Source organism: Achromobacter spanius (genome assembly GCF_002966795.1).
GTDB classification, from domain to species: domain Bacteria; phylum Pseudomonadota; class Gammaproteobacteria; order Burkholderiales; family Burkholderiaceae_B; genus Achromobacter; species Achromobacter spanius_D.
Genome location: NZ_CP023270.1, coordinates 3,877,164 through 3,899,889, shown reverse-complemented (window position 1 = coordinate 3,899,889; position 22,726 = coordinate 3,877,164). Strand labels below are relative to the sequence as shown.

Here is a 22,726-nt window from a genome sequence, read left to right as displayed (position 1 = left end):
GCAGCGCCCGCGGGTTGCCGGGTACACTTTCGCGCATGGCAAAAACCCGAACCGTATACGTGTGCGCCGACTGTGGCGGCACCACCCCAAAGTGGCAGGGCAAATGCCCGCATTGCAACGCCTGGAACACGCTTGAAGAAACGGTGGAATCGTCCGCGCCCGCGGCCGCTGCCCACCGTTATGCGCCGCTCGCCTCGTCCAGCCCCGTGCGCAGCCTGTCCGAAATCGAGGCCCGCGAAACCCCGCGCACGCCCACCGGCCTGGACGAATTCGACCGCGTGCTCGGCGGCGGGCTGGTGGCCGGCGCCGTGGTGCTGATCGGCGGCGATCCCGGCATCGGCAAGTCGACGCTGTTGCTGCAGGCGCTGGCCTCGCTGTCCGAGACCACCAACGTGCTGTACGTAACGGGCGAAGAATCCGCCGAACAGGTCGCGCTGCGCGCGCGCCGGCTTGGCTTGCAAACCGGCAACGTCAACCTGCTGGCCGAAATCCGCCTCGAAGCCATCCAGGCCGCGGTGTCGGAACAGAAGCCGTCGGTTGCCGTCATCGACTCGATCCAGACGCTGTACAGCGGCGAACTCACGGCGGCGCCCGGCTCGGTCTCGCAGGTGCGCGAATGCGCCGCGCAGCTCACGCGGCTGGCCAAGCAGACGGGCATCGCAATCGTCATGATCGGCCACGTCACCAAGGACGGCGCGCTGGCTGGACCGCGCGTCCTGGAACACATCGTCGATACCGTGCTGTATTTCGAAGGCGACACGCATTCGTCGTTCCGGTTGGTGCGGGCCTTCAAGAACCGTTTTGGCGCCGTCAACGAGCTGGGCGTATTCGCCATGACTGACCGCGGCCTGCGCGGCGTGGCCAATCCGTCCGCCTTGTTTCTGTCGCAACACGAACAACAGGTTGCGGGCTCGTGCGTCATGGCCACGCAGGAAGGCACGCGCCCCTTGCTGGTCGAAATCCAGGCGCTCGTCGACAGCTCTCACGCGCCCAATCCGCGCCGCCTGACGGTCGGCCTCGAAGGCAACCGCCTTGCCATGTTGCTGGCCGTGCTGCACCGGCATGCGGGCGTGTCCACCTTCGACCAGGACGTCTTCGTCAACGCAGTGGGCGGCGTGCGTATCACCGAACCGGCCGCCGACTTGCCGGTCTTGTTGGCCATCATGTCCTCGCTGCGGGACCGTCCCCTGCCGCGCGGTTTGATCACCTTCGGCGAAATCGGCCTGGCCGGCGAAATCCGTCCCGCCCCGCGCGGACAGGAACGTCTGCGCGAAGCCGCCAAGCTCGGTTTCTCGGTGGCGCTCATCCCCAAGGCCAACGCGCCGCGCCAGCCCATCGAAGGCCTGGAAATCTGGGCGGTGGACCGCTTGGACGCGGCATTGGAAAAGCTGCGCTGATGCGCGGCGTCGTTGGTTGGAGCAATACGTGAGTCTGTTTGTCATCGCCGCATGCCTGGCCGCCGGCTGCATGATCGGTTTCATGGGTGGCGTGCTGGGCATCGGGGGCGGGCTGATCGCAATCCCCGCCTTGGTCCTGTTGATGGGCATGCCGCAACAGCTTGCGCAGGGCACGGCGCTCATCATGGTCTTGCCGACCATCATGATGGCCGTGCGCAAGTACAACCAGCAGACGCGCATCGACAAGCGCGTCGCGCTGGCGGGCGCGGCGGGCGCAGTGTTGTTTACGTGGGTGGGCGCGCAGATGGCGCTGGGCATCGACTCGACCTTGCTGCGTCAGAGCTTCGCGGTGTTCCTGTTCTTCATTGCGCTGTTCTACGTCTGGCAGACGTGGCGCGCCTCGCGCCCGGCGGCCCGCCACGCGCCGCCGCCTACCCGCGCCACACCCGTCTTCACGCCGCGGCGCGCCAGCGTGCTCGGCATCCTGTGCGGCACGCTGGGCGGGTTCTTCGGCGTGGGCGGCGCGGTGCTGGCCGTGCCCATCATCACAACGGTCTTCCGCCTGCCGCAGACCACCGCGCAAGCCCTCGCGCTCAGCATGGTGATCCCCGGCTCCATGATCGCGCTCATCACCTACACGTGGGCAGGGCAGGCCAACTGGATAGTCGGCGCACCGCTCGCGATCGGCAGCCTCATCTTCGTGCCCATCGGCGTGCGGCTTGCGTACCGGCTTCCTGAACGCAAGCTGAGAGCGTGCTTTGCGCTGATGCTATTTGCGACGGTGGCGTTGCTGGCGTTTGAAGGGTAGACCCACAAAAGAATAGCCGCCCCGCCGCCCGGCCGCCCGAAGGCGGGGCAGCCCCCTCGGGGGGGCAGCAAGCGAGCGAAGCGAGTGCGGCGTGGGGGAAACAATTCTTGAGTGACAGAAAAATTGTTGTTCCTGGTTGAACCTTCTGAAGGGGCAGGCTTCAAACCGCATACGGGACCCGCGGCGATCTTGCCGCCCCGTAACGGCAGAAGGCATATGCCTTCACCAACCAGGAGTACTTACATGACGACTCACTCCCGCATTGCTGCGTTTCTTTCCACCTCGGCCTTGTGCCTCGGCCTCGCCGCCGCGCCGTCGGCTTTCGCGGCTGGCGCCAAGACCGGCGACACCAAGACCCAGGCGCATCACAAGCATCACAAGGCTGACAAGTCGTCCGCCAAGCACTCGGCAGGCGCAGCGGCCAACCACAAGTCCGGCGCCACGACGCCGACCAAGTAACCGCGCCGGGCGGCGACGCCCACGTTCCTTTGCGCGACAAAGACTGACCGGACACGCGGGGGCCGGAAAGTCGAAAGCCTCTCGGTATGGGCGCCGAGAGGCTTTTTTGTTTCTGTTATCTGGCGCAAAAAGAAAGCAGGGCGTTGACCCAACTGCGGGATCGATGCGCAGCTTGCTCAAACGCATTGATGGACTCGTTCCGTTTCGTTAATAGGACGCTTCTGATTTACGAGCCCCATGGGCCGCTTGTACAAGTGTCGATGCCATTCGGCGCCAAAGATGCCTATACCCAACTTTCGGGAACACCCGGAGGTCATAGGGAGTTGAAGGGATGTACTCGCCCCCCATTACCGGAAAGACCCGCGCGCTCGTGGCGCCCAATGCCCCGGATGCCTATGTTCAAAAGCAGCAGCCAAAGCCCTGCATTGTGATCTTGATCCACGGGGTCAACGATTTGGCGGGCGTCTACGACGCGCTGGAAACCGGCATTTGCACCGGCCTGAACGAACGTCTGGACCACCTGTTCACCAAACGCGGCGAGCGCAGCCCGGCTGCGCTGAATCCAGCCGGGTACACGTCACCCAAGGACGATGACGGCAGAGCGCCGGACCCTGATGTGGCGTACTACCGCCGCCTGGCGGCGGAAGGCAAACATGGCGGTCATTCCCGTAGCGTGGTGATTCCCTTTTATTGGGGCTTTCGCGAAGAAGAAGGCCGGATACAGAAACAGACCACCCATGGCGAATGGCTCGACCGCTTCGGCAATCGACTCGACAAGGCCGGGTCCAAGGAAGGCGGTCCCTTTGCCAATGCCACGACGACCTTGCCGGATATGTTTGGCCAGGGATTCTCCGGCAAGGTGGCTGGGTTGCCTGCCAACTTGATGTTTGGATCTCCGGATCACCCGCTTTTTCCCGCGCCGTCCCGGCGTTACATGGTACTGGCGGCGCAGCGGCTGGCCATGCTGGTCCGGATCATTCGCGCCTATCGGCACCCCGATGGTCGCGCGGGCGAAGACGACACCATCAACGTGGTCGGGCACAGCCAGGGTAATCTCATTACGCTGCTGGCCAACGCGATGCTCCACGATGAAGGCCAGCGCCCCATCGATGGCTTTGTCCTGATGAGTCCACCCTACAGTCTGGAGGAGACCGTCTTCGAACGCAGTGAGTTGGGCAAGGCTCAGCAGACGACGCCGGCACGCGTAAAGACGCTGAGCAATATCGTCAGATTCATCGTTGACAACGCCCATCAGAGACCGTCCTTGGCTGACATGGCCGATGCCACCAAGGACAGTTGCATCGGGGGGCTACGCTGGACGGGGCAGCAATGCGAAACCTCGATCGATGGCGACAAGGTGAGCTTCGCCGAGCGGGACAATCGAGGCAGTGTGTTTCTCTATTTCTCGCCGCAAGACCAGACCGTAGGCATGGCCAACGTCCAGGGCATTGGTTGGCAAGGCGTGGGGGAACATGCCAGCTACTACTGGTTCTTTGATCCCGATGCTTCGAGCGCCACGACTTGCTCCGTTGAATCCCAATCGAGTTCGGATGACGGGGACTACCGGCGCTTCGATGTGCCGGCCCTCGCTTCGCTCGGTGCGCGGTTCTTCCAGCGAATCTTCACGATCCGTGAGCGAGATGGCGAAGGGGAGCACGTGGGCAAACCTCCGTCCTATTCCTACAAGCTGATCGGGCAGGGCGCGATGGGGATTGGCGAAAGCACCTGGGAAGGCACCAGACTCGGGGCGGGGCGCAAGGCGTTTGCCAACGCCGACTTCTTCGTTGAACAGACCGTCACCATCCAGGCGCCGGCTTTGCCCGCTCTTTTCCTCCCTGATTTTGTTGCCGACGGCACGACGCTGGGCCACGAAGGTTCCCGGGGGATCAAACCCGTGTGGATGGATACCGACCCCATTGACGCCTCGATTGCCATCACCAACGGCGGCATCGATGCGCAGACCACCCGGGTGATTTCACTGCCTACAGCTGATTTGCGTGGTTCGGCGCTACGGCGCGCACTGGAGGAAAAAGCTGCCGATATCAACGATCCAAACCGTAACCCCTACCTGGCTCCGAAAAACAATGAATGGGCGGCCGATTGGCATCGTGTCGCACACGTTAAGCCGCTGGATGGTGGACGCTACGAGGCGGTTTTTGAAGAGTCGCCCAATGAGGCTCGCCGGCGGATGATGGACGCACCGGCGGGCAGCAATGACCCTATCTCGTTCCACTCGGCGATTCCAATGAGTGCCATGCACAGTCGTCGCGCCGTGGCCTATGACCTGGCCATCGGGCAGGCCTGCAGTATTGATGATGAAGTGTTCTATGCCTATTTGTGCCGCCTGGCGGATTGGCGGCTGCATTGGGAGAAACGAGATGGAGCCTGGGGTGGTTCTCAGGACGCGGCAGCGAGCGATGAACCCGACGAAGCAGTATTGGAATGCTACAGATCAGAATTGAAGGGGAACAAGGAGCTAATTGACGAAACCTCCCTTTATCGGAGTGACAAGATTCCGCCTCCAGATGGTCCTCTCCAAGGAGGTGGCTTTCTGCCGAAGAGGGCCCTTGATGCGGACTATCCCAGCCTGATCGCCTGGCAGAACGTGGAAGATAGGGGCCAAGCTCGCGGTCTACGGTGCGGACCGGAGAGGAACGCATGAGTCCTATCTCGCTCCTGGCCGCATCACTGCTGTTGCGATGGTGGGCGGTTGCCCCTGAGACGCCACCGCCGCCCGAACCTGAAACTGCGCCTCTGGCAGCAATGGCGTGTCCGTTGCCATCGGCTGAAGCGCATCGCACGGCGGCGGTCCCACCTAAAACTCCCTCTGCTTCCAAAGGTGCCCCCATGTTGCATCAGCGTCTTGAAACTCTGGATATCGTCGGCGTGGGACTGAGTCTGGATGTCTATCGTCAAGGACAGGCCTGGGCGCAGTTGCATAAGCAAAGCGCCGATCAACCCAATGCGTTGCTCGTCGGTAGCGCCTTGCCGATGGACCCACGCGATTATCCCGTCAGCGGATCGCGGAAGGATCTGGCCTGGGGCCTGCGAAAATCCAATGCGCTGGAACTGGCCCTGAAGAGTTTCCCGGAACGCTGGCCTCTGCCGACCGTGGTGGTCGTACGGGACTACAACCCAAAAATGGACCGGCCTCGTGTACCGCCCGAGGAAATGGAAGTGGCGCTCAGAATAATGGCAACAGCAGAGCGCGGCGATGCAGGCCTGCATTGGCACCGGCTCCGCCAGTTGGACAATGGCGTCATCTGCAATACCGACCCGGAAGCGGTAATCGAATCCATTTTCCTAATGTTCGAGCGCAATCCGGACATGCCGGCCTTGCTGGTGTATGCGCTCGACAGCTTCAACTTGCGGGCGGCGCTGTCCAGCAAGAATATTCGCCTGAACGACATTTCACCGCGTGGCGAGCGCACCCCTCAGACACCCACCGATGCCGTCGTGGCCCTGGTCGTCGCCCGTCCCGAGCGCCTGGCGTGGCTGCGCGAGTTTGCCAAGTACACCAAAGAAAAATCTGACTCTATCGACCCGGCCTTCATCGGCTGGGAACGTTCACCGCGGCAGGCGTTCAAGCCGACAACGTTCTTCCCCGAGCCGATTACGCGCCGTGGCTTTGAACAGTGGGACCACATGAAGGTGTTGGCGCGGTTGCATCGGCCGGTGACGGTTTCGTTGCACGCGAAAGATGACGCCGACGTGCTGCTCAAGAACCCGGAGCGGGACCAGGCGATTGCCAGCGGCTGGGACCAGGCGATTACGGCATTGGGTTCCACGCCAACGCGAGCCTTCTTCGACACGGGCAAACTTTCGGGCGGCATCGCGCAGTTGGCTCCGGCCCTGCAACGGGTGCAGCACCCCCTGGACCTGCTGGACTCAACCCAAAGCTACGACCTTTCCCAACGGGTAGGCGATACAGGCGCCGCATCGCCCTTTGTCGGCCTGGCGCTGGCCACGATGGCGAGCTATCTCAATGCCGACAGTAGTCTGGTGGTGCCTTGGCGCCGCACCGATCGTGCGACCTTCATTGGCATCAGCCCGCCGGCGCCTGGGAAAAAGCCCGTTGACGATCCGTTCGGCGTGTCGCTGAGACCACGACACACCGCAGTTACCGACGAGCCCTCTCCCGAGTTCAAGGCTTGGCTGGGGCAACGGCATATTGACCACCAGCGTGAGCAGGAACGCAGTGCCCCGCGCTATCGAGACCCGGCAGTCGTAGCTCAGGAACAACGCGTTCTTGATGACCTTATTGCGGGCCCTTCCGGCGCCGACCCATTGGGTCCAAAGAGCAACTAGGTTTAGTAGAACCGGAGACTGGTTGCCTGGCGCGACTGCGCGTCTGGATCGCGTCGTGTCGACCTCAATGGCTGCGCCGAATGGTGCGCCACGTCGAGAATGCGCCGCCGCGCGGCACCGTGCCGGCGGCGGCCGCATTGGTTTATTCCACCGGCGTGATCACGCGGCCGGTTTCGAAGAACGATTGCAGGTTCTCCAGCATCATGTTTTCCATCGCCAGGCGCGTTTCCTCGGTGGCGCTGCCGATGTGCGGCAGCAGCACGGCCTTGTCGCTCTTGATCAGCGCTTCCGGCACCTTGGGCTCGTGCTCGAACACATCGAGCGCGGCGCAGCCCAGCTTGCCGTCCTCAAGCGCGGTAACCAGTGCGGCTTCGTCGATGACCGGACCGCGTGCGATGTTGACGATGATGCCCTTGGGGCCCAGCGCCTCAAGCACTTCGCGGTTTACCAGATGGCGCGTGCTCGGCCCGCCGACGGTCGCCACGATCAGGAAATCGGCCCACTTGGCCAGGTCCGTCAACGAGGCCTCGTAGCCGAAGTCGACGTCGTCGCGCTTTCTACGGTTGTGATAGCGCACGTCCATGTCGAAGCCCGTGCCGCGCTTGGCGATGGCTTCGCCGATACGGCCCAGGCCCACGATGCCCAGCTTCTTGCCGCTGACCCGCAGCCCCAGCGGGATGCTGCCGTGCACCTGGCCCCATTGGCCGGCACGCACGAAGCGTTCGCCCTGGCCCATGCGGCGCGCGCCGGCGATCAGCAGGCCCCAGGCCAGATCAGCCACGCAATCCGTCAGCACGTCCGGTGTATTGCTGACCAGCACGCCACGCTTGCGCGCGGCGTCGACATCGATCGTCTCGTAGCCCACGCCCCAGCTGCAGATGGCCTTCAGGTCCGGCAGCGCGTTGATGAGCTCGGCGTTGGCGCCAAAATTCGCGGACGTGACGACGGCGGTGACGCCCTTGCCGTGTTCGGCCAGCGCGGCTTTGCGATCCGGATACTTCCACAATTCGATGACGTCATAGCCGTCGGCCAGGCGCTTGTTGGCGGAGGGAGAGCCGGCCAGCGAGCCGACCTGGATGATGCGTTGCTTGGTGGTCATGTTGTCGTACGGTTGGGTGGCGAAGGTTTCATGCTACTTGATTCAAGCGGGGATGCTGCGGGCCCGTCCTGCCTCCGTGGCGACGGCACGGGCCCCGGACAAAAAGATGCCCGCGTTCGGGCATCCCGTCTCGTTACTCCAGCTGGATGTTGGCTTTCTGGATCACGTCCTTCCAGCGCTTGACCTCGGCCTGCTGGAAGTCGGAAAACTGCTGCGGCGTGTTGGCGACCACTTCGAAGCCCAGGCCTTGCAGCGTCTTTTGCGTCTGCGGTTCGCGCAGCGCGGAGCGCAGGGCTTCGGCCAGCTTGTCGACGACCGGCTGCGGCGTGCCCTTGGGCACGGCAAAGCCCTGCCAGGAATACACGACCATGTCCTTGATGCCGGCCTCGGCCAGCGTCGGCACATCGGGCAGGTCCGTCGCGCGCGTGTCGCCCGTGATGGCCAGCGCCTTGAGCTTGCCGGCCTTGATGTGGTTCTGCACCGCACCCAGATTCTGGAAGGACACGTTGACCTGTCCGCCGATCAGGTCTGCGATGGCGGCGCCGCCGCCCTTGTACGGCACGTCGACGCCGGTGCTTTGCGTGCGCTGCCGGAACAGCACGGCCGACAGGTGATCCGACGATCCCGTGCCCGACGAGGCGTACGACACGCGGTTCGGATTCTTCTTCGCGTAGTCGACCAGCTCGGCCACGGTGCTGGCCGGGAACGAGGTGGCCGCGACCAGCACGTTGGGATTGCGCACCGCCTGCGTCAGATAGGTGAAGTCCTTGCTGGGGTTGTACGACAGATTCTTGTACAGGGCTTCGTTGATGGCGAAGGTGCCGATGGAGCCGACCATCATGGTGTAGCCGTCGGGGGTGGAGCGGGCCAGCGCCTGCGCGCCGATCGCGCTGTTCGCGCCCGGCTTGTTCTCGACGACGAAGGTCTGACCCAGGATCTTGGCCAGCGCCGGCGTGACCGAACGCCCGGTAATGTCGGACGACCCGCCTGGCACGAAAGGCACGATCATGGTGACGGGCTTTTCCGGGTAACCGGCGGCATGGGCCGCCGGCGACCCAAGCACAACGGCGCCCGCCGCGAATACGGCGCTGATCAGTTTGTTCATGGTGTCTCCTGGTTCGCGTGATGATGAAGAGCCCGCCGCTCACGCGTTGCGGACGGGCCCCGGATCGGTGCAGGGTCAGTCGACCTTGGCGCCGGATTTCTTCACAACGTCGGCCCACTTGACGGTTTCCTGGGCCATGAACTGCTTGAACTGGGCGGGCGTGTTGCCGGACGGCGTCGCGCCTTGCGCCTGGAGCTGTGCGCGCACGGGCTCCTGCTGCAAGGCTGCCGCCACGTCGCGCTGGACCTTTTCGACGATGGCGGGCGGCGTGCCGGCCGGGGCCAGCAGGCCGAACCAGCTCGATGCCTCATAGCCCTTCACGCCGGCTTCGGCCATCGTGGGTACGTCGGGCAAGGCGGGCGAGCGGTTGGCAGTCGTCACGGCCAGCGGGCGTAGCTTGCCGGCCTTGATGAAGCCCATGGAAGAAGGAAGATTGTCGAAGATCAGATCCGCCTGTCCGGCCATCACGTCGGTGAGCGCGGGGCTGCTTCCCTTGTAGGGAACGTGCGTCATGCGCGTGCCGGTCATGCTCTGGAAGAGTTCGCCCGACAGGTGCGTGGAAGTGCCGTTGCCGGTGGATGCCATGTTGACGCTGTCGGGGTTGGCCTTCAGGTATTTGATCAGGTCCGCCACGTTGCGGATGCCGTGCTTGTCGGCGAACTTGGGGTTGACCTCGAGGATGTTGGGCACCGGGATCACCAGCGTCACCGGCACGAAGTCCTTGACCGGGTCATACGGCAGCTTGGCGTACACGGATTGATTGATGGCGTGGGTGCTGACCGTGCCCATCAGGAAGGTGTAGCCGTCGGGGGTGGCGCGCGCGGCTTCGGCCGAGCCGACGTTGCCGCCGGCGCCCGCCTTGTTGTCCACGACTACGGGCTTGTTCCAACTCTTGCCCAATTCCGCCGCCACCACGCGAGCGGCGATGTCGGCGGTGCCGCCGGCGGGGAAGGGCACGATGATCTTGACTTCGCGTTCGGGGTAGTCCGCGAAGGCCGGCGAGGCCGGCAGGGCAAAGGCGGTGGCCGTCAGCAGGGCGGCCGCAAGAAACCGGCCTCGCACAGGGGCTGCATGCATGGAATTCGTCTCCTCGGTGTGCGCGTGGCCGCGCATCGTTTCTGGGGGTATTCCGCTCCCGGCGAGCCGGGAGCTCAAAGCCGCATGCGGCCCGCGCCTCATGCGACTTGTGTGCTGCCGAACTACTTGTAAAACAAATATAGGTATTGAGCTATAGCTTGTCAACCAAGTATACTTTTTTCACCTTACTTATCTAACAACTGCACTGACAACCTCACCCGCCAGGAGCCCGTCCATGAAAACCACCCCGGTCACCGCCCAGGATCTGCAGCGCTCGGTCATCGCCGTGCCGCCGCTGGCGCGCAACGCCGATCTGTCGCTGAACGAAGCGGCCAACAAGGCGCTGCTCGGCCACCTGGAAGCGGGCGGCGTGCGCAACGTCATGTATGGCGGCAACGCCAATTTCTACAACGTGGGCGTGAGCGAATATGCACGCATCGTGGACATGCTGGCAAGTCTGGCGGGCCCGGACACGTGGATCCTGCCTTCGGTGGGACCCGACTACGGCAAGATGATGGATCAGGCCGCCATCCTGCGCTCGCGCGCCTTTCCGACCGCGATGCTGCTGCCCATGTCCTTTCCGTACACCGACGCGGGGCTGGCCGACGGCGTGCGCCGTTTCACGGATGCGCTGGGCAAGCCCGCGGTGGTCTACATCAAGTCGGCCGACTACCTGGCCCCGGAAACCGCGGCGCGTCTGATCGAGGAAGGGCGCCTCGTCGCCTTCAAGTACGCCGTCGTGCGCGACAATCCCTCTGAGGATGCCTACCTGTCCGCGCTGCTGCAAGCCGTGGATTCGCGCTGGGTCGTCAGCGGCATCGGCGAGCGCCCGGCCATCGTGCACTACCGTGAATTCGGTTTGAAGAGCTTCACGTCGGGTTCCGTCTGCGTGGCGCCGCGCGGTTCGATGCGCCTGCTGCATCTGCTGCACGAAGGCCGCTTTGCTGAAGCCGAAGCCGTGCGCGAACAGTACATGGGTCTGGAAGATTGCCGCGACGGCATCAGCCCCATCCGCGTGCTGCACGACGCCGTCACGCTCTCGGGCGTGGCGGACATGGGTCCCATGCTGCCCCTCCTGACCGGCATCTCCAGCGCCGAGCGCGAACGCGTGGCGCCCGTGGCGCGCGCGCTGGCCGCCTGGGACCGCGAAACCGCCACGGCGTAACGCCCTGCGGCGCGGCGGACGCATTGCAGGTACGATGAGCGCCGTCCGCGCATCGCAGCCATCTCCCAGGGCCTGTTCTCCGCGCGCGGACAGGCCCTACTACCAGGAGGTTACGTGGCTCGACCCAAGGCATCCCCCCCATCCACGCCGCACAAGCCCGACGCGCCGCTAGCGCCCGCCGCGCCGGTGCTGGAGCGCGGGCATCGGGTGCGGCTGGCGGACCAGCTTTACGGCCAGATCTTCGAACAGATCGTGTCCGGCGGACTGAACGTCGGCGACAAACTGCCGTCCGAAAACGAAATCTCCGAACGCTTCGGCGTGTCGCGGCCCGTCGTGCGCGAAGCCCTGCTGCGCCTGCGCGCCGATGGTCTCATTACCGCGCACCAAGGCTTGGGCACGTTTGTCAGCCACCAGCCCGCGCCGCGCCTCAAAGCCTTCAACGATGTGCAGAATGTCAGCGCCTACTTGCGTGCGCAAGAGGTGCGCGTGGCCTTGGAAGGCGACGCCGCGCGCCTGGCCGCCCTGCGGCGCACCGATGAACAACTGGGCAAGATCGCCGAAGCCCACGCGGCCTTTGCCGACACGCTGGCAAAGGGGCAGGTGTCCGCCGAAGCGGACCTGGCGTTCCATGCCAGCATCGCCGAGGCCAGCGGCAACGACTTCTATCTGGGCGTGCTGGAAAGCATCCATGAGTCCATCAGCGGCTTCATGCGCCTGACGCTCAATCTGACGCGCACCGGCTCACGCCAGCGCGCGCAACGTGTCGTGGACGAGCACGCCACCATCCTGGACGCCATCCGCGAACAGGACGGCGAACGCGCGCGCGTCGCCATGCAATTCCATCTGGGCCAGGCCCGCCACAGGCTGGTCGATCGCGACCGGGACTGACGCCGCCGCCAACGCCCGCCACACATACAGAGCAACAGGAGACAGACAGTGTCAGGGAACGGAGCAATTGCCACGGCCGTGCCGGTGGAGCAGGTGCGTGAACAGATCTTGCAGGTGCTGATGGCCTGGGGCATGGCCGAGGACCTGGCCCACACCACGGCGGGCCTGATGGCGCGTACGGACCTGCTGGGCATCGATTCGCATGGCATCTCGATGCTGCCCGCGTACGAGGATAAGTGGCGCGCAGGCACGCTGCGGCTGGACGCGCGGGCCCGCGTGGTGCGCGACGGCGGCGCCAGCGCGCTGATCGACGGCATGGGCGGGCTGGGCTATCCGGTCGCGGCGCAGGCCATGAACCTGGCCGTGGACAAGGCCCTTGAGCACGGCGTGGGCGCGGTGGCGGTCTGCAACTCGCATCATTTCGGCGCGGCGGGCGTCTACGCGCGCATCGCGGTCGACCGCGGCGTGGTGGGGCTGGTCACCAGCAGCGCCAACGGCGTCATCATGGTCCCCACGCGCGGCGCGATGCCGATGCTGGGCACCAATCCCATCGCGTTCGGCGCACCCGCCGCGTACAACGAACCCTTTGTGCTCGACATGGCAACGACGACGGTGGCGGCCAACAAGGTCAAGGTCTACGATTTCCTGGACAAGCCGTTGCCGCCGGGCTGGGCCGTGGACGGACAGGGCGCGCCGGTGACGGACGCGGACGCGGCCATGCAGTTCATCTTCAAGCACCCGGAAGGCGGCCTCACCCCATTGGGCGGCACGACCGCCATGAGCAGCCACAAGGGCTATGGCCTGGCGATGATGGCGCAGATCCTGGGCGGTACGCTCAGCGGCAGCGCGTTCGCCGCGCGGCGTGCAGCCACGCGCCGCCCCGGTGAGCCGGACGACGTGGGCCATTTCTTCCTGGCGCTCAACCCCGACGCCTTCCGCGCGGCCGGGTCTTTCGAGAGCGACATGGACGACATGATCGACGCCATGCACGACACCCCGCCCGCCGATCCCGCCGAACCCGTGCTGGTGGCGGGCGAGCCCGAAGCGGCCGAGCGCATGCGCCGGCTGCGCGAGGGCATCCCGATTCCTGCGGCGCTGGCCGAACGCCTGCGCGGCATCTGCGAACGCGCGGGCACGCCGTACCTGCTGGACCCCCTCTCTTAAAGACATGAAGGCGGCTATGAATTCACCTCTTCCCAATCGCTTCCGGCAACGCATCCTGGCCCGCGAGCGGCTCATCGGATTCTGGATGTGCATGTCCAGCCACATCACCGCCGAGCTCGTCGGCCTGGCCGATTTTGACTGGCTGCTTCTGGATGGAGAACATTCGCCCAATGAGGTGCCGATGTTCCTGCAGCAGCTCCAGGCCTTGCAGGGCAGCGCCAGCGCGGCCGTGGGCCGTCCGTCCTGGAACGATCCGGTCGAGATCAAGCGGCTGCTGGATATCGGCTTCTACAACCTGTTGATTCCGTTCATCGAATCCGAAGATGACGCGCGCCGCGCGGTGGCTGCCACGCGCTATCCGCCGCAAGGCATCCGCGGCGTGGCGGGCGCGATGCGCAGCAACCGCTACGGCACGGTGCCGAACTATCTGCACACCATCAACGACAACATCTGCGTGCTGCTGCAGATCGAAAGCCGTCCGGGCATCGAGGCGGTGGATGAGATCGCCGCGGTTGAAGGCGTGGATGGTGTGTTCATCGGCCCGTCGGATTTGGCGGCAGCCCTTGGACATATTGGCAATCCCGGCCACCCCGAAGTGCAGGAAGCGATCCGCCACCTGCATCAGCGCGTGACCGCGCAAGGCAAGGCCGTGGGCATTCTGGCGCCCGTGCATGCGGACGCGCGGCGCTACCTGGACATGGGCATGCACTTCGTGGCCGTGGGAACCGACCTGGGCGTGTTCAAGCAGGCAACCTTCGCGCTGCGCGAGGCGTTTCCGACCTGATGCCTTGATGCGCCAGGCCCCGTGCGGGGCACTGGCCATTGCGAGCGAAACCGCTGCGCCGGCGCTGAACAGTCACACTGTCCGGCGCCGTTTGCCTTTACCCGCGGCTTATTCTTCCAGCGCGAGCAGCTCGGCAACCGTCTGGCGGCGGCGGATCAGGCGTGCCTCGCCCTGGTCCAGCAGGACTTCAGGCGCCAGCGGACGGCTGTTGTAGTTCGAGGACATCGACGACCCGTAAGCGCCCGCGTTGTGAAAGACCATGAAGTCGCCGATACGCGGACGCGGCAGCAACTGGTCGGACATGACGCCGCCTTCGTTCTGCGTGAACACGTCGCCCGATTCGCACAGCGGGCCGGCCACCGCGATGCGCGTTTGCGGCGTGTCCTGCGGGGCGCTGCCGTCCGGCGCATGCACCGAGATGCGGTGATAGCTGCCGTACATGGCCGGGCGCATCAGGTCGTTGAAGCCTGCATCGACCAGCGCGAAGTCGCGCTCGGGACGCCGGTTGATCGAATGCACCTCGGCAACCAGCACGCCCGACTCAGCGATCAGGAAGCGGCCGGGTTCGATCTCCAGGCGAATCTCATGACCCAGATACTGGGCGATGCGCTGGCGCGCCGCATCCCATTGCTCGAAGTAGTGATCGCAGTCGATGCGCGGCTCGCCGTCGCGGTAGGGGATCGACAGCCCGCCGCCCGCCGAAATGGCTTCGATGTCGTGATCCAGCGACTTCACCACGTCCACCATGGCGTCGCACACGCTGGACAGATGGCCGTAGTCAACGCCCGAACCGATGTGCATGTGCACGCCCACCAGTTTCAGGCCGTGGCGGCGAACGATGGCGACCGCTTCGGCCACGTCGTCAATCCAGATGCCGTGCTTGCTTTGCGGGCCGCCGGTGTTGGTCTTGTTGCTATGGCCGTGTCCGAAGCCGGGGTTGATGCGCAGCCAGACCCGATGGCCCGGCGACGCCTCGCCCACACGCGACAGCATGTCCAGGGATCCGGCGTTGACCGTGATGCCGTGCTTGAGCGCGGTGGCCAGCGTGGCGTGGTCGATCAGGTCCGCCGTGAACACGATGCCTTCCGGTTCGCTGCGCGGGTCAAAGCCGGCGGCCAGGCTGCGCTCGATCTCGCCCAGGGATACCGCATCCACCACCACGCCTTGCGCGCGCATCAGGCGCAGGATGTGCAGGTTCGAGCACGCCTTCTGGGCGTAGCGGATCGTATCGAAGCGGCGCAGCTGGGCGATGCGTTCGCGGATGACGGCGGCGTCGTACACCCAGAGCGGCGTGCCGTGTTCGGCGGCAAGTTGGGTGAGCTGGCGCGGATCGAAGGTCATGATGGAAAGGAACCGTTTGGAAAGTGAAGCGAAGCGGGCATGATGCCTGGACTGGTCCATCCAGTAAAATGCTTAAATTTCCGAGACCAATTCATTCCTGATATGGGAGGCGCGATGCTCACGCATCGGCATATTGAAGTCTTCCGCGCGGTGATGATTGCCGGCAGCGTCACCAAGGCCGCCGATCTGCTCAATACGTCGCAGCCCACCGTCAGCCGCGAGCTGGCCCGCATGGAGCAGACGATCGGTTTCGCGCTCTTCGAACGTATTGCCGGACGCCTGCGGCCCACGATGCCGGCGCTGGCGCTCTTTGAAGAGGTGCGGCAGTCCTACGCCGGCCTGGAACGCGTGGCGTCCGCCGCAGCCCGTTTGCGGGCGTTCCGCGAGGGGCAGCTCTCAGTGATCACCTTGCCGGCGTTCTCGCATTCGATCCTGCCCGACGCGTTTCGGTGCTTTCATGGCCGCCACGCCGGCGTGAGCCTGTCGGTCGAAACCCAGGAGTCGCCATTGCTCGAAGAGTGGCTGACGGCGCAGCGTTACGATCTGGGTCTGACCGAACATGATTCGGCGCCCGCCGGCACGCGGTTAGAACTGCTGGTGCAGGTCGACGAGGTCTGCGTGCTGCCGGATGGCCATCCGCTGCTGGCGCGCACAGCAGTGGCGCTGGCGGATTTCGCGGGGCAGGCCTTCGTCAGTCTGTCGGCCAGCGATCCTTACCGCGTCCAGATCGACGAAGCGTTTGCCCAGGCGGGCGTGTTGCCCCGATCCATTGTGGAAACGCCCACTGCGGTGTCCGTCTGCACGTTCGTGCGCCAAGGGCTGGGCCTGGCGATCGTCAATCCGCTGACTGCCCTGGACTTCGTCGGGCGCGGGCTGCATATCCGGCCGCTGACGCTGTCGTTTCCGTTCCGCGTCAATGTGGTGTTTCCGGAACACCGTCCGGGCAATCCGCTGGTCGGTGCATTCATGGATTCGCTGCGTGACGCCGCGGCGGCCATCAAGGGCAGGCTTGCGGCCGCAGAATCCGCATGACGCGGGAGGGGGGCTGGGTCGGCCCGAGCGGGGTCGGCTCTTTGCGCAAACGCAGGCGCGTGCAGGAAACTGCCCAGGCAAACCGCGCAGGCAACAAAAAAGGATGCCCGTGGGCATCCTTCTTCATTTGCCGTATTCGTGTCGCCCCGTAAAAACAGGGCGGCAGAATGGCTTAGGCCAGCGCCTTGATGGCGGCAGCCAGGCGGCTCTTGTGGCGAGCGGCCTTGTTCTTGTGGATGATGTTCTTGTCAGCCACGCGATCGATCACGCTGGTGGCCTTCTGGAACACTTCGCCAGCCGCAGCCTTGTCGCCAGCGGCGATGGATTGGCGAACGCGCTTGATGGCGGTGCGCAGCATCGAGCGCAGGCTGGAATTGTGCTTGTTGCGCTCAACGGATTGGCGAGCGCGCTTGCGGGCTTGGGCGGTATTGGCCATGTTGCTTTGTAAGTTGAATTCGGCAAAGTCGAACATTGTAGCAAGCCCCGTGGGGAATGCAAGCTTTTAATGTCGCTTCAACCGATGGAGCGCCCGTCAACCGGGCGGGAGGGCGCAGCTGGGAAAATTCCCGGGTTGGAGAACCCTTGCGTCTGATCCTCTTGAAAACTCGAGGAAAATTCGCGGCGCCTATCGATAAAACCAATGGATCAAACCACTGGATAAAAACTAGGTATCGATTATACAACGGAAACCGCGCTACCCGGCACACCTTCGGGGCGGTCGTTGTCAGGCGGCGACGTTGATCGAGACGAACCAGGGCGTAAAACGGCGCACCTGGATGGGCATCTGGTCTTGCAGGCTGTCCAGCGCGGCGTCGGTATCGTCCAGCGGGAAATGGCCGGACACGGGCAGGCCGCCGGCGGCCATGGACACGCGCAGGGCGCCGCTGCGATACGGGCGCAGCGCGGCGATGACTTCCCCCAGCGGGCGGCCACGGGCTTCGACCCAGCCGGATTCCCAGGCGGCCTCGGCCATGAGCTCGGCGCGCGGCGTGTCCATGCGGGCGTTATCGAAGCGGGCGCCGGTGCCGGCTCGGATCGTGCCGTGGGCGCCGGACATGGTCTCGACTTCGACTTCGTGTTCGTGCACCACCACGACCGTGCGCTGCGCCTGCTGACGCACCATGTAGCGGGTGCCCAATGCACGGACCGTGCCCTGCGCCGTTTGCACCAGGAAGGGGCGCCGGGCGTCGGGCGCGACGGATACCGTGACGGCGCCATCGAGCAGGCGAACCTGTCGATACGCGGGCGTGAAGTCCAGGTCGACGCGGCTGCGGGCGTCGAGCAGGAGCTGGCTGCCGTCCGACAGCAGGTAGCGGCGGCGTTCGCCCGTTGCGGTGGCCGCGTCGGCGGCAACGTTGTTCAGCGGGTAGAAGGCGTTGCCGACATAAGCAGCGGCCGCGCCGGTACTGGCGAGCGCAAGCGCACCAGTCAGAAAACGGCGGCGGGGCGGCACGATGGCGGCGGGCGGGGGCGGGATCAACGACTGGGCCGCGGCAGCGGTGCCGCCGCTGCCGGTGGCATAGACGTCGCCTAGCCGGCCGAACGACGATCCTGCCAGGGTGCCCGTCAGTTGCTGCCAGGCGTTCTCATGGACAGGGTCGGCCGCTCGCCAAGCCAGGAAGTCGTTGTAGTCTTGGGCAGTTGCCTTGCCGGAGCGCAGCAACAGCAGCCAATTGATCACCTGGTCCGCCATGGGTTGTCCTTGGGCGTACTTCAATTCATGCTTCCCGCAGGCAGGGGCCTACAGGGGGTCCTCTCAGTGGCAATTTTTAAATCATAAAGGTTTTTTACCAAAGATTACGGGGTGGTTGTCAATTCTTGACGAAATTAATGCGAAAAGCCGGCGTTTGGCCGGCTTTTTGAAGGCAATGTAGCCTGAAGGGGCGGAATTACTGCTTAGGACGTCGTCCAAAATCCCTGAGTCGAAATCCAAACAGTAACAACATTCCGAAGTACACCACGCCGCTTGCCGCCAGCACGCCGGCCAGCAACAGGGCGCGTTGGCCGGCATGCGTCTGCAGTGCAATCCAGTCGATGCGCGTGTCCGCATACCAGAGCAGCGCCGCCAGCCCGGCCAGCGCGGGCACCAGGCGCAAGGCAAACACCGTCCAGCCGGCGCCCGGCATGTAGACGCCGCGGCGACGCAGCCCGATCAGCAGCGCCAGGGCGTTCAGGCAGGCGCCCAATCCGATGGCCAAGGCCAGGCCGGCATGCGCCAGCGTCGGCACCAGCAGCACATTCAACAACTGGGTCACGATCAGCACGGCGATGGCAATCTTCACGGGCGTGCGGATGTCCTGCTTGGCGTAGAACCCGGGAGCCAGGATCTTGACCGCCAGCAGGCCGATCAGCCCGGCCGAGTAGGAGATGACGGCCAAGCGCGTCTGCAGCACGTCCTGCGCGCTGAAGGCGCCGTAATGAAACAGCGTGGCGACCAGTCCGTCTGACAGCATGGCCATGCCCACCGCGGCGGGCAGGCCCAGCAGCAGCACCAGACGCAGGCCCCAGTCGAGCAGCGCGCTGTAGCCGCCGTGGTCGTCGCGGGCATGCGCCGCGGACAGGCTGGGCAAGAGGACGGTGCCCAGCGCCACGCCCAGCAGCGCCGTGGGAAATTCCATCAGGCGGTCGGCGAACGACAGCCAGGTCACGCTGCCCGGCGTCAGCCACGTCGCGATGTTGGTGTTGATCAGGAGCGAAATCTGCGCCACCGACACGCCGAGCGTGGCGGGCGCCATCTGCTTGAGGATCCGCTGCACGGTGGGATCGGCCCAGGCCTGGCCAAAGCGCAGCGAAAAACGCGGCGTGAGACCCAGGCGCGCCAGGGCCACCCATTGCACGGCCAACTGCAGCACGCCGCCGATCATGACGCCGACGGCCAGTGCGTAGACCGGCACGTCCATGCGCGGCGCAAGCCAGATGCAGGCGCCGATCATGGACAGGTTCAGCAGCACGGGGGTGAAGGCGGGCACCGCAAAGCGCCGCCAGGTATTGAGCACGCCGGACGCGAAGGCGATCAGGGACATGCAGAGGATGTAGGGAAACATCATCCGCGTCATCCAGACCGCCGCGCCGAATTCGGTGTCGCGCGCCGCGCCGCGCAGGCCGCTGGCCATGGCCGATACCACCCAGGGCGCCGCGACGATGCCGATCAGCGTGACCAGCATCAATGCGGCGGTCAGCAGCAGGGCCACGCGGTCGAGCAGCGTGCGGACTTCTTCTTCGGAACGGTTGTTGCGCGCGGCGCCCAGGATGGGCACGAAGGCCTGGGCGAAGGCGCCCTCGGCGAACAGGCGGCGCAGCAGATTGGGAATGCGGAAAGCGACCCAGAAGGCGTCGGTAATGGGGCCGGCGCCAAACGCGCGGGCCACCAGGATGTCGCGGATCAGGCCGGAAATGCGGGACAGCAACGTGAAGCTGCTGACCGTGGCCGCCGAACGGAACAGGCTCATGGGTGGACTACTGAAGTGAAATGCGGGCCAGCAACTGTAAAGAACCTGCCCCTGCCCGCAAGAATGCCTTTTCCCCGCCGGGCCGCCCCAAGGGGAAAAGCGCCCCCTCGGGGGGCAGAGAACCCGCGCAGCGGGTGAAGCGTGGGGGCATACTTTCCCCGCCGGGCCGCCCCAAGGGGAAAAGCGCCCCCTCGGGGGGCAGAGAACCCGCGCAGCGGGTGAAGCGTGGGGGCACTATTTTGGCGGCATGCGGATGGCGCCGTCGAGACGGATGGTTTCGCCGTTCAGCATGTCGTTGGTGATGATGCTGTGGACCAGCTTGGCGTAGTCTTCCGGGCGGCCAAGGCGCGCGGGGAAGGGGATGCTGGCGGCCAGCGAGTCCTGCACTTCCTGCGGCATGCCGAAGATCATCGGGGTGCCGAAGATGCCCGGGGCGATGGTCATGCAGCGGATGCCGGTCTTGGACAGGTCGCGCGCGATCGGCAGCGTCATGCCCGCCACGCCCGCCTTGGAAGCGGCATAGGCCGCCTGGCCGATCTGGCCGTCAAAGGCGGCGACGGACGCCGTGTTGATCATTACGCCGCGTTCGCCGGTGGACTCGGGCGTGTTGGCGCTCATGGCCTCGGCGGCCAGACGCATCATGTTGAAGCTGCCGATCAGGTTGATCGACACGACCTTCTGGAAGAGCTCCAGCGGGTGCGCGCCGTTCTTGCCGACGATCTTGGCGGCAGGAGCGACGCCCGCGCAGTTGACCAGGCCAAACAGCGCGCCCAGTTCCAGCGCGGCGGCCACGACCTTCTTGCCGTCGGCTTCCTGCGTCACGTCGCAGTGCACGTAGCGCTGGCCGAGTTCCTTGGCGAGCGCTTCGCCCGGCTCGTCCTGCAGGTCGGCAATGACGACCTTGGCGCCATGTTCGACCAGCATGCGGGCGGTGCCGGCGCCCAGGCCGGATGCGCCGCCGGTAACGATGAATACCTTGTTCGCGATTTCCATGTGTGTACCACCAGATCAGTTCAAGGGAAGGAAGGCGGCGCGCCGGGCGCCGGATGCAACAAGGCCTTCGGGCCAGGGCCGGGACGCGTTGCGTCCGGCCGGCGCCGAAGGCCTTTGGGCCATCGAGGCGCCGATCAGCTTTGAACGGCTTCGAACAGGCGCGACTTGATTTCGTCGACGGCGCCCACGCCCGAGATCTTGCGGTACTTCGGGGCGGCGGCGGAATCTTGCTGCGCCCAGGCGGAGTAGTAGTCGACCAGCGGGCGGGTCTGCTCGCGGTACACCGACAGGCGATGGCGCACGGTTTCCTCGCGGTCGTCGTCACGCTGGACCAGCTCTTCGCCGGTGACGTCGTCCTTGCCTTCGGTCTTGGGCGGGTTGAAGCGCACGTGGTAGCTGCGGCCGCTGGGCTGGTGCACGCGGCGTCCGCTCATGCGTTCGATGATGTCTTCTTCGGGGACGGCGATCTCCACGACGTAGTCCAGCTTGACGCCGGCGCTCTTGAGCGCGTCGGCCTGCGGGATGGTGCGGGGAAAGCCGTCGAACAGGTAACCGTTGGCGCAGTCGGGCTGCGTCAGGCGGTCTTGTACCAGGCCGATGATGATCTCGTCGGAAACCAGGCCGCCGGCGTCCATGACCTTCTTGGCTTCAATACCCAGCGGGGTGCCCGCTTTCACCGCGGCGCGCAGCATGTCGCCGGTGGAGATCTGGGGAATGCCGAAGTGCTGCGTTAGAAACGCGGCCTGGGTGCCTTTGCCGGCGCCGGGGGGTCCGAGCAAGATAAGACGCATGAGTGCTCCTGAAGGGGTTTATTTTTTGTGATCCGGGGGATTATGCCGCAACGCAGCAGCCAATGCGGGGCTGCGCCATGGGAAATAACCCTTATATCTGTTTGCTGTAGATCAAGCGGACGCGCTCGAGATCGGCCGGGGTATCTACCCCACCCGCTGGAGGCGTCGACGCCCGATGGACGACGATGACGTGGCCGTATTCCATGGCCCGCAGTTGTTCCAGCGATTCGAAGCGTTCGAGCGCGCCTTGCGGCAGGGTCGGAAAGCGGCGCAGGAATGACGCGCGGTAGGCGTACAGGCCGATGTGATGCCAGGCGGGCAGCCCCTGCGCCAGCACGCGTTCGCCGCCGGCCAGTGCATCCCGGGCCCAGGGGATGGGGGCGCGCGAAAAATACAGGGCGCGATCGTCGGCGGCGCAGACCAGCTTGACGACGTTGGGATTGAACAGGGCCTCGGCATCCGCCAGGGGGCATGCACAGGTGGCGATGTCGGCCCGCGGATAGGCCTGCAGCTTGGCCGCCACCGCGTCGATGAGTTCGGGTTCGATCAGGGGCTCGTCGCCCTGCACGTTCACGACGATCGCGTCGTCGGGCAGGCCAAGCTGCTCGACCGCTTCGGCCAGCCGGTCGGTGCCGGTGGGATGGTCGCCGCGGGTCATCAGGGCGCGCAAACCGTGCGCCTGCGCAGCCTGCTGCACGCGCTGGTCATCGGTGGCGATGAAGATCTGCGAGGCGCGCGACAGCGCGGCGCGATCGGCGGTGCGCACGACCATGGGCTTGCCGGCAATGTCGGCAAGCGGCTTATCGGGCAACCGGGTCGAAGCGGTGCGCGCCGGGATGATGGCGATGAAGCTCACGATGCGGCGT

Annotated in this window: 20 protein-coding genes; 10 read left to right on the top strand and 10 right to left on the bottom strand. The window is 65.2% G+C overall.

The genetic code is table 11. The features are described 5' to 3' along the window. Positions 1-35: 35 nt before the first annotated feature. The 5 genes from radA to CLM73_RS17465 all read left to right on the top strand — a co-directional run bounded on the left by radA (position 36) and on the right by CLM73_RS17465 (position 6,972). Entirely contained in the window at positions 36-1,397 is a 1,362-nt protein-coding gene (gene radA / locus CLM73_RS17485; RefSeq protein WP_105239509.1) for a DNA repair protein RadA, read from the top strand. 28 nt (positions 1,398-1,425) lie between these two features. Beyond that, positions 1,426-2,205, top strand: coding sequence for a sulfite exporter TauE/SafE family protein (locus CLM73_RS17480; RefSeq protein WP_105241587.1), 780 nt, complete (start codon positions 1,426-1,428; stop codon positions 2,203-2,205). Positions 2,206-2,448: 243 nt separating this feature from the next. Further along, positions 2,449-2,664, top strand: a complete 216-nt coding sequence (locus CLM73_RS17475; protein ID WP_105239508.1) for a hypothetical protein — start codon at positions 2,449-2,451, stop codon at positions 2,662-2,664. Positions 2,665-2,995: 331 nt separating this feature from the next. After that, entirely contained in the window at positions 2,996-5,326 is a 2,331-nt protein-coding gene (locus CLM73_RS17470; RefSeq protein ID WP_105239507.1) for an effector protein Tle3 domain-containing protein, read from the top strand. Positions 5,327-5,511: 185 nt separating this feature from the next. Further along, complete coding sequence (locus tag CLM73_RS17465; protein ID WP_158685882.1) at positions 5,512-6,972, top strand: type VI lipase adapter Tla3 domain-containing protein; 1,461 nt, start codon at positions 5,512-5,514, stop codon at positions 6,970-6,972. 142 nt (positions 6,973-7,114) lie between these two features. Here the strand turns inward: CLM73_RS17465 and CLM73_RS17460 are convergent, their stop codons facing one another. The 3 genes from CLM73_RS17460 to CLM73_RS17450 all read right to left on the bottom strand — a co-directional run bounded on the left by CLM73_RS17460 (position 7,115) and on the right by CLM73_RS17450 (position 10,253). Next, positions 7,115-8,071: a 2-hydroxyacid dehydrogenase gene (locus tag CLM73_RS17460; protein WP_105239505.1), complete on the bottom strand. Its 957-nt coding sequence runs from the start codon at positions 8,069-8,071 to the stop codon at positions 7,115-7,117. A 133-nt stretch (positions 8,072-8,204) separates the two neighbouring features. Next, positions 8,205-9,176 (bottom strand): Bug family tripartite tricarboxylate transporter substrate binding protein, encoded by a 972-nt coding sequence (locus CLM73_RS17455; RefSeq protein ID WP_105239504.1) that lies wholly within the window; start codon positions 9,174-9,176, stop codon positions 8,205-8,207. A 75-nt stretch (positions 9,177-9,251) separates the two neighbouring features. Then, complete coding sequence (locus CLM73_RS17450) at positions 9,252-10,253, bottom strand: Bug family tripartite tricarboxylate transporter substrate binding protein (RefSeq protein ID WP_105241586.1); 1,002 nt, start codon at positions 10,251-10,253, stop codon at positions 9,252-9,254. Between the two features lie 235 nt (positions 10,254-10,488). On the opposite strand from CLM73_RS17450, the gene CLM73_RS17445 reads away from it, so the two are divergent. From CLM73_RS17445 to garL, 4 genes are all read left to right on the top strand, one after another. Further along, positions 10,489-11,418: a dihydrodipicolinate synthase family protein gene (locus CLM73_RS17445; protein WP_105239503.1), complete on the top strand. Its 930-nt coding sequence runs from the start codon at positions 10,489-10,491 to the stop codon at positions 11,416-11,418. Between the two features lie 114 nt (positions 11,419-11,532). Then, the gene (locus CLM73_RS17440; RefSeq protein ID WP_418904916.1) at positions 11,533-12,306 is read left to right on the top strand and encodes a FadR/GntR family transcriptional regulator; all 774 of its coding nucleotides are present in this window, start codon (positions 11,533-11,535) and stop codon (positions 12,304-12,306) included. A gap of 120 nt (positions 12,307-12,426) precedes the next feature. After that, on the top strand, positions 12,427-13,470 hold the full coding sequence (locus CLM73_RS17435) for an Ldh family oxidoreductase (RefSeq protein ID WP_234015912.1): 1,044 nt from the start codon (positions 12,427-12,429) through the stop codon (positions 13,468-13,470). Positions 13,471-13,486: 16 nt separating this feature from the next. Next, positions 13,487-14,254 (top strand): 2-dehydro-3-deoxyglucarate aldolase, encoded by a 768-nt coding sequence (gene garL, locus CLM73_RS17430; protein WP_105239500.1) that lies wholly within the window; start codon positions 13,487-13,489, stop codon positions 14,252-14,254. Positions 14,255-14,362: 108 nt separating this feature from the next. Here garL and lysA read toward each other — a convergent pair whose 3' ends face one another. Further along, the gene (gene lysA / locus CLM73_RS17425) at positions 14,363-15,595 is read right to left on the bottom strand and encodes a diaminopimelate decarboxylase (protein WP_105241585.1); all 1,233 of its coding nucleotides are present in this window, start codon (positions 15,593-15,595) and stop codon (positions 14,363-14,365) included. Between the two features lie 114 nt (positions 15,596-15,709). On the opposite strand from lysA, the gene CLM73_RS17420 reads away from it, so the two are divergent. Next, positions 15,710-16,627, top strand: a complete 918-nt coding sequence (locus CLM73_RS17420) for a LysR family transcriptional regulator (RefSeq protein WP_105239499.1) — start codon at positions 15,710-15,712, stop codon at positions 16,625-16,627. A 172-nt stretch (positions 16,628-16,799) separates the two neighbouring features. On the opposite strand, the gene rpsT is transcribed toward CLM73_RS17420, so the two are convergent. The 6 genes from rpsT to kdsB form a co-directional block, all read right to left on the bottom strand. Beyond that, positions 16,800-17,063: a 30S ribosomal protein S20 gene (rpsT, locus tag CLM73_RS17415; RefSeq protein ID WP_043542310.1), complete on the bottom strand. Its 264-nt coding sequence runs from the start codon at positions 17,061-17,063 to the stop codon at positions 16,800-16,802. A 288-nt stretch (positions 17,064-17,351) separates the two neighbouring features. Next, the gene (locus tag CLM73_RS17410) at positions 17,352-18,320 is read right to left on the bottom strand and encodes a FecR domain-containing protein (protein ID WP_105239498.1); all 969 of its coding nucleotides are present in this window, start codon (positions 18,318-18,320) and stop codon (positions 17,352-17,354) included. Between the two features lie 196 nt (positions 18,321-18,516). Next, the gene (gene murJ / locus CLM73_RS17405; RefSeq protein WP_105239497.1) at positions 18,517-20,076 is read right to left on the bottom strand and encodes a murein biosynthesis integral membrane protein MurJ; all 1,560 of its coding nucleotides are present in this window, start codon (positions 20,074-20,076) and stop codon (positions 18,517-18,519) included. 234 nt (positions 20,077-20,310) lie between these two features. Continuing rightward, complete coding sequence (locus tag CLM73_RS17395; RefSeq protein WP_105239496.1) at positions 20,311-21,069, bottom strand: 3-hydroxyacyl-CoA dehydrogenase; 759 nt, start codon at positions 21,067-21,069, stop codon at positions 20,311-20,313. A 134-nt stretch (positions 21,070-21,203) separates the two neighbouring features. Then, on the bottom strand, positions 21,204-21,860 hold the full coding sequence (gene adk / locus CLM73_RS17390) for an adenylate kinase (RefSeq protein ID WP_056562659.1): 657 nt from the start codon (positions 21,858-21,860) through the stop codon (positions 21,204-21,206). 91 nt (positions 21,861-21,951) lie between these two features. Next, positions 21,952-22,716 carry a 3-deoxy-manno-octulosonate cytidylyltransferase gene (gene kdsB, locus CLM73_RS17385; RefSeq protein WP_105239495.1) on the bottom strand — a complete coding sequence of 255 codons (765 nt, stop codon included), beginning with the start codon at positions 22,714-22,716 and terminating at the stop codon, positions 21,952-21,954. Between the last annotated feature and the right edge of the window lie 10 nt (positions 22,717-22,726).

Excerpts from the sequence above, each read along its gene's own strand:
- radA (WP_105239509.1), top strand. The coding sequence starts at position 36 with ATGGCAAAAACCCGAACCGTATACGTGTGCGCCGACTGTGGCGGCACC.
- CLM73_RS17450 (WP_105241586.1), bottom strand. The coding sequence starts at position 10,253 with ATGCATGCAGCCCCTGTGCGAGGCCGGTTTCTTGCGGCCGCCCTGCTG.
- CLM73_RS17395 (WP_105239496.1), bottom strand. The coding sequence starts at position 21,069 with ATGGAAATCGCGAACAAGGTATTCATCGTTACCGGCGGCGCATCCGGC.
- CLM73_RS17435 (WP_234015912.1), top strand. The coding sequence starts at position 12,427 with ATGGCCTGGGGCATGGCCGAGGACCTGGCCCACACCACGGCGGGCCTG.
- CLM73_RS17470 (WP_105239507.1), top strand. The coding sequence starts at position 2,996 with ATGTACTCGCCCCCCATTACCGGAAAGACCCGCGCGCTCGTGGCGCCC.
- CLM73_RS17460 (WP_105239505.1), bottom strand. The coding sequence starts at position 8,071 with ATGACCACCAAGCAACGCATCATCCAGGTCGGCTCGCTGGCCGGCTCT.
- rpsT (WP_043542310.1), bottom strand. The coding sequence starts at position 17,063 with ATGGCCAATACCGCCCAAGCCCGCAAGCGCGCTCGCCAATCCGTTGAG.
- CLM73_RS17445 (WP_105239503.1), top strand. The coding sequence starts at position 10,489 with ATGAAAACCACCCCGGTCACCGCCCAGGATCTGCAGCGCTCGGTCATC.
- CLM73_RS17465 (WP_158685882.1), top strand. The coding sequence starts at position 5,512 with ATGTTGCATCAGCGTCTTGAAACTCTGGATATCGTCGGCGTGGGACTG.
- murJ (WP_105239497.1), bottom strand. The coding sequence starts at position 20,076 with ATGAGCCTGTTCCGTTCGGCGGCCACGGTCAGCAGCTTCACGTTGCTG.
- CLM73_RS17420 (WP_105239499.1), top strand. The coding sequence starts at position 15,710 with ATGCTCACGCATCGGCATATTGAAGTCTTCCGCGCGGTGATGATTGCC.
- CLM73_RS17475 (WP_105239508.1), top strand. The coding sequence starts at position 2,449 with ATGACGACTCACTCCCGCATTGCTGCGTTTCTTTCCACCTCGGCCTTG.
- CLM73_RS17455 (WP_105239504.1), bottom strand. The coding sequence starts at position 9,176 with ATGAACAAACTGATCAGCGCCGTATTCGCGGCGGGCGCCGTTGTGCTT.
- adk (WP_056562659.1), bottom strand. The coding sequence starts at position 21,860 with ATGCGTCTTATCTTGCTCGGACCCCCCGGCGCCGGCAAAGGCACCCAG.
- lysA (WP_105241585.1), bottom strand. The coding sequence starts at position 15,595 with ATGACCTTCGATCCGCGCCAGCTCACCCAACTTGCCGCCGAACACGGC.
- garL (WP_105239500.1), top strand. The coding sequence starts at position 13,487 with ATGAATTCACCTCTTCCCAATCGCTTCCGGCAACGCATCCTGGCCCGC.
- CLM73_RS17410 (WP_105239498.1), bottom strand. The coding sequence starts at position 18,320 with ATGGCGGACCAGGTGATCAATTGGCTGCTGTTGCTGCGCTCCGGCAAG.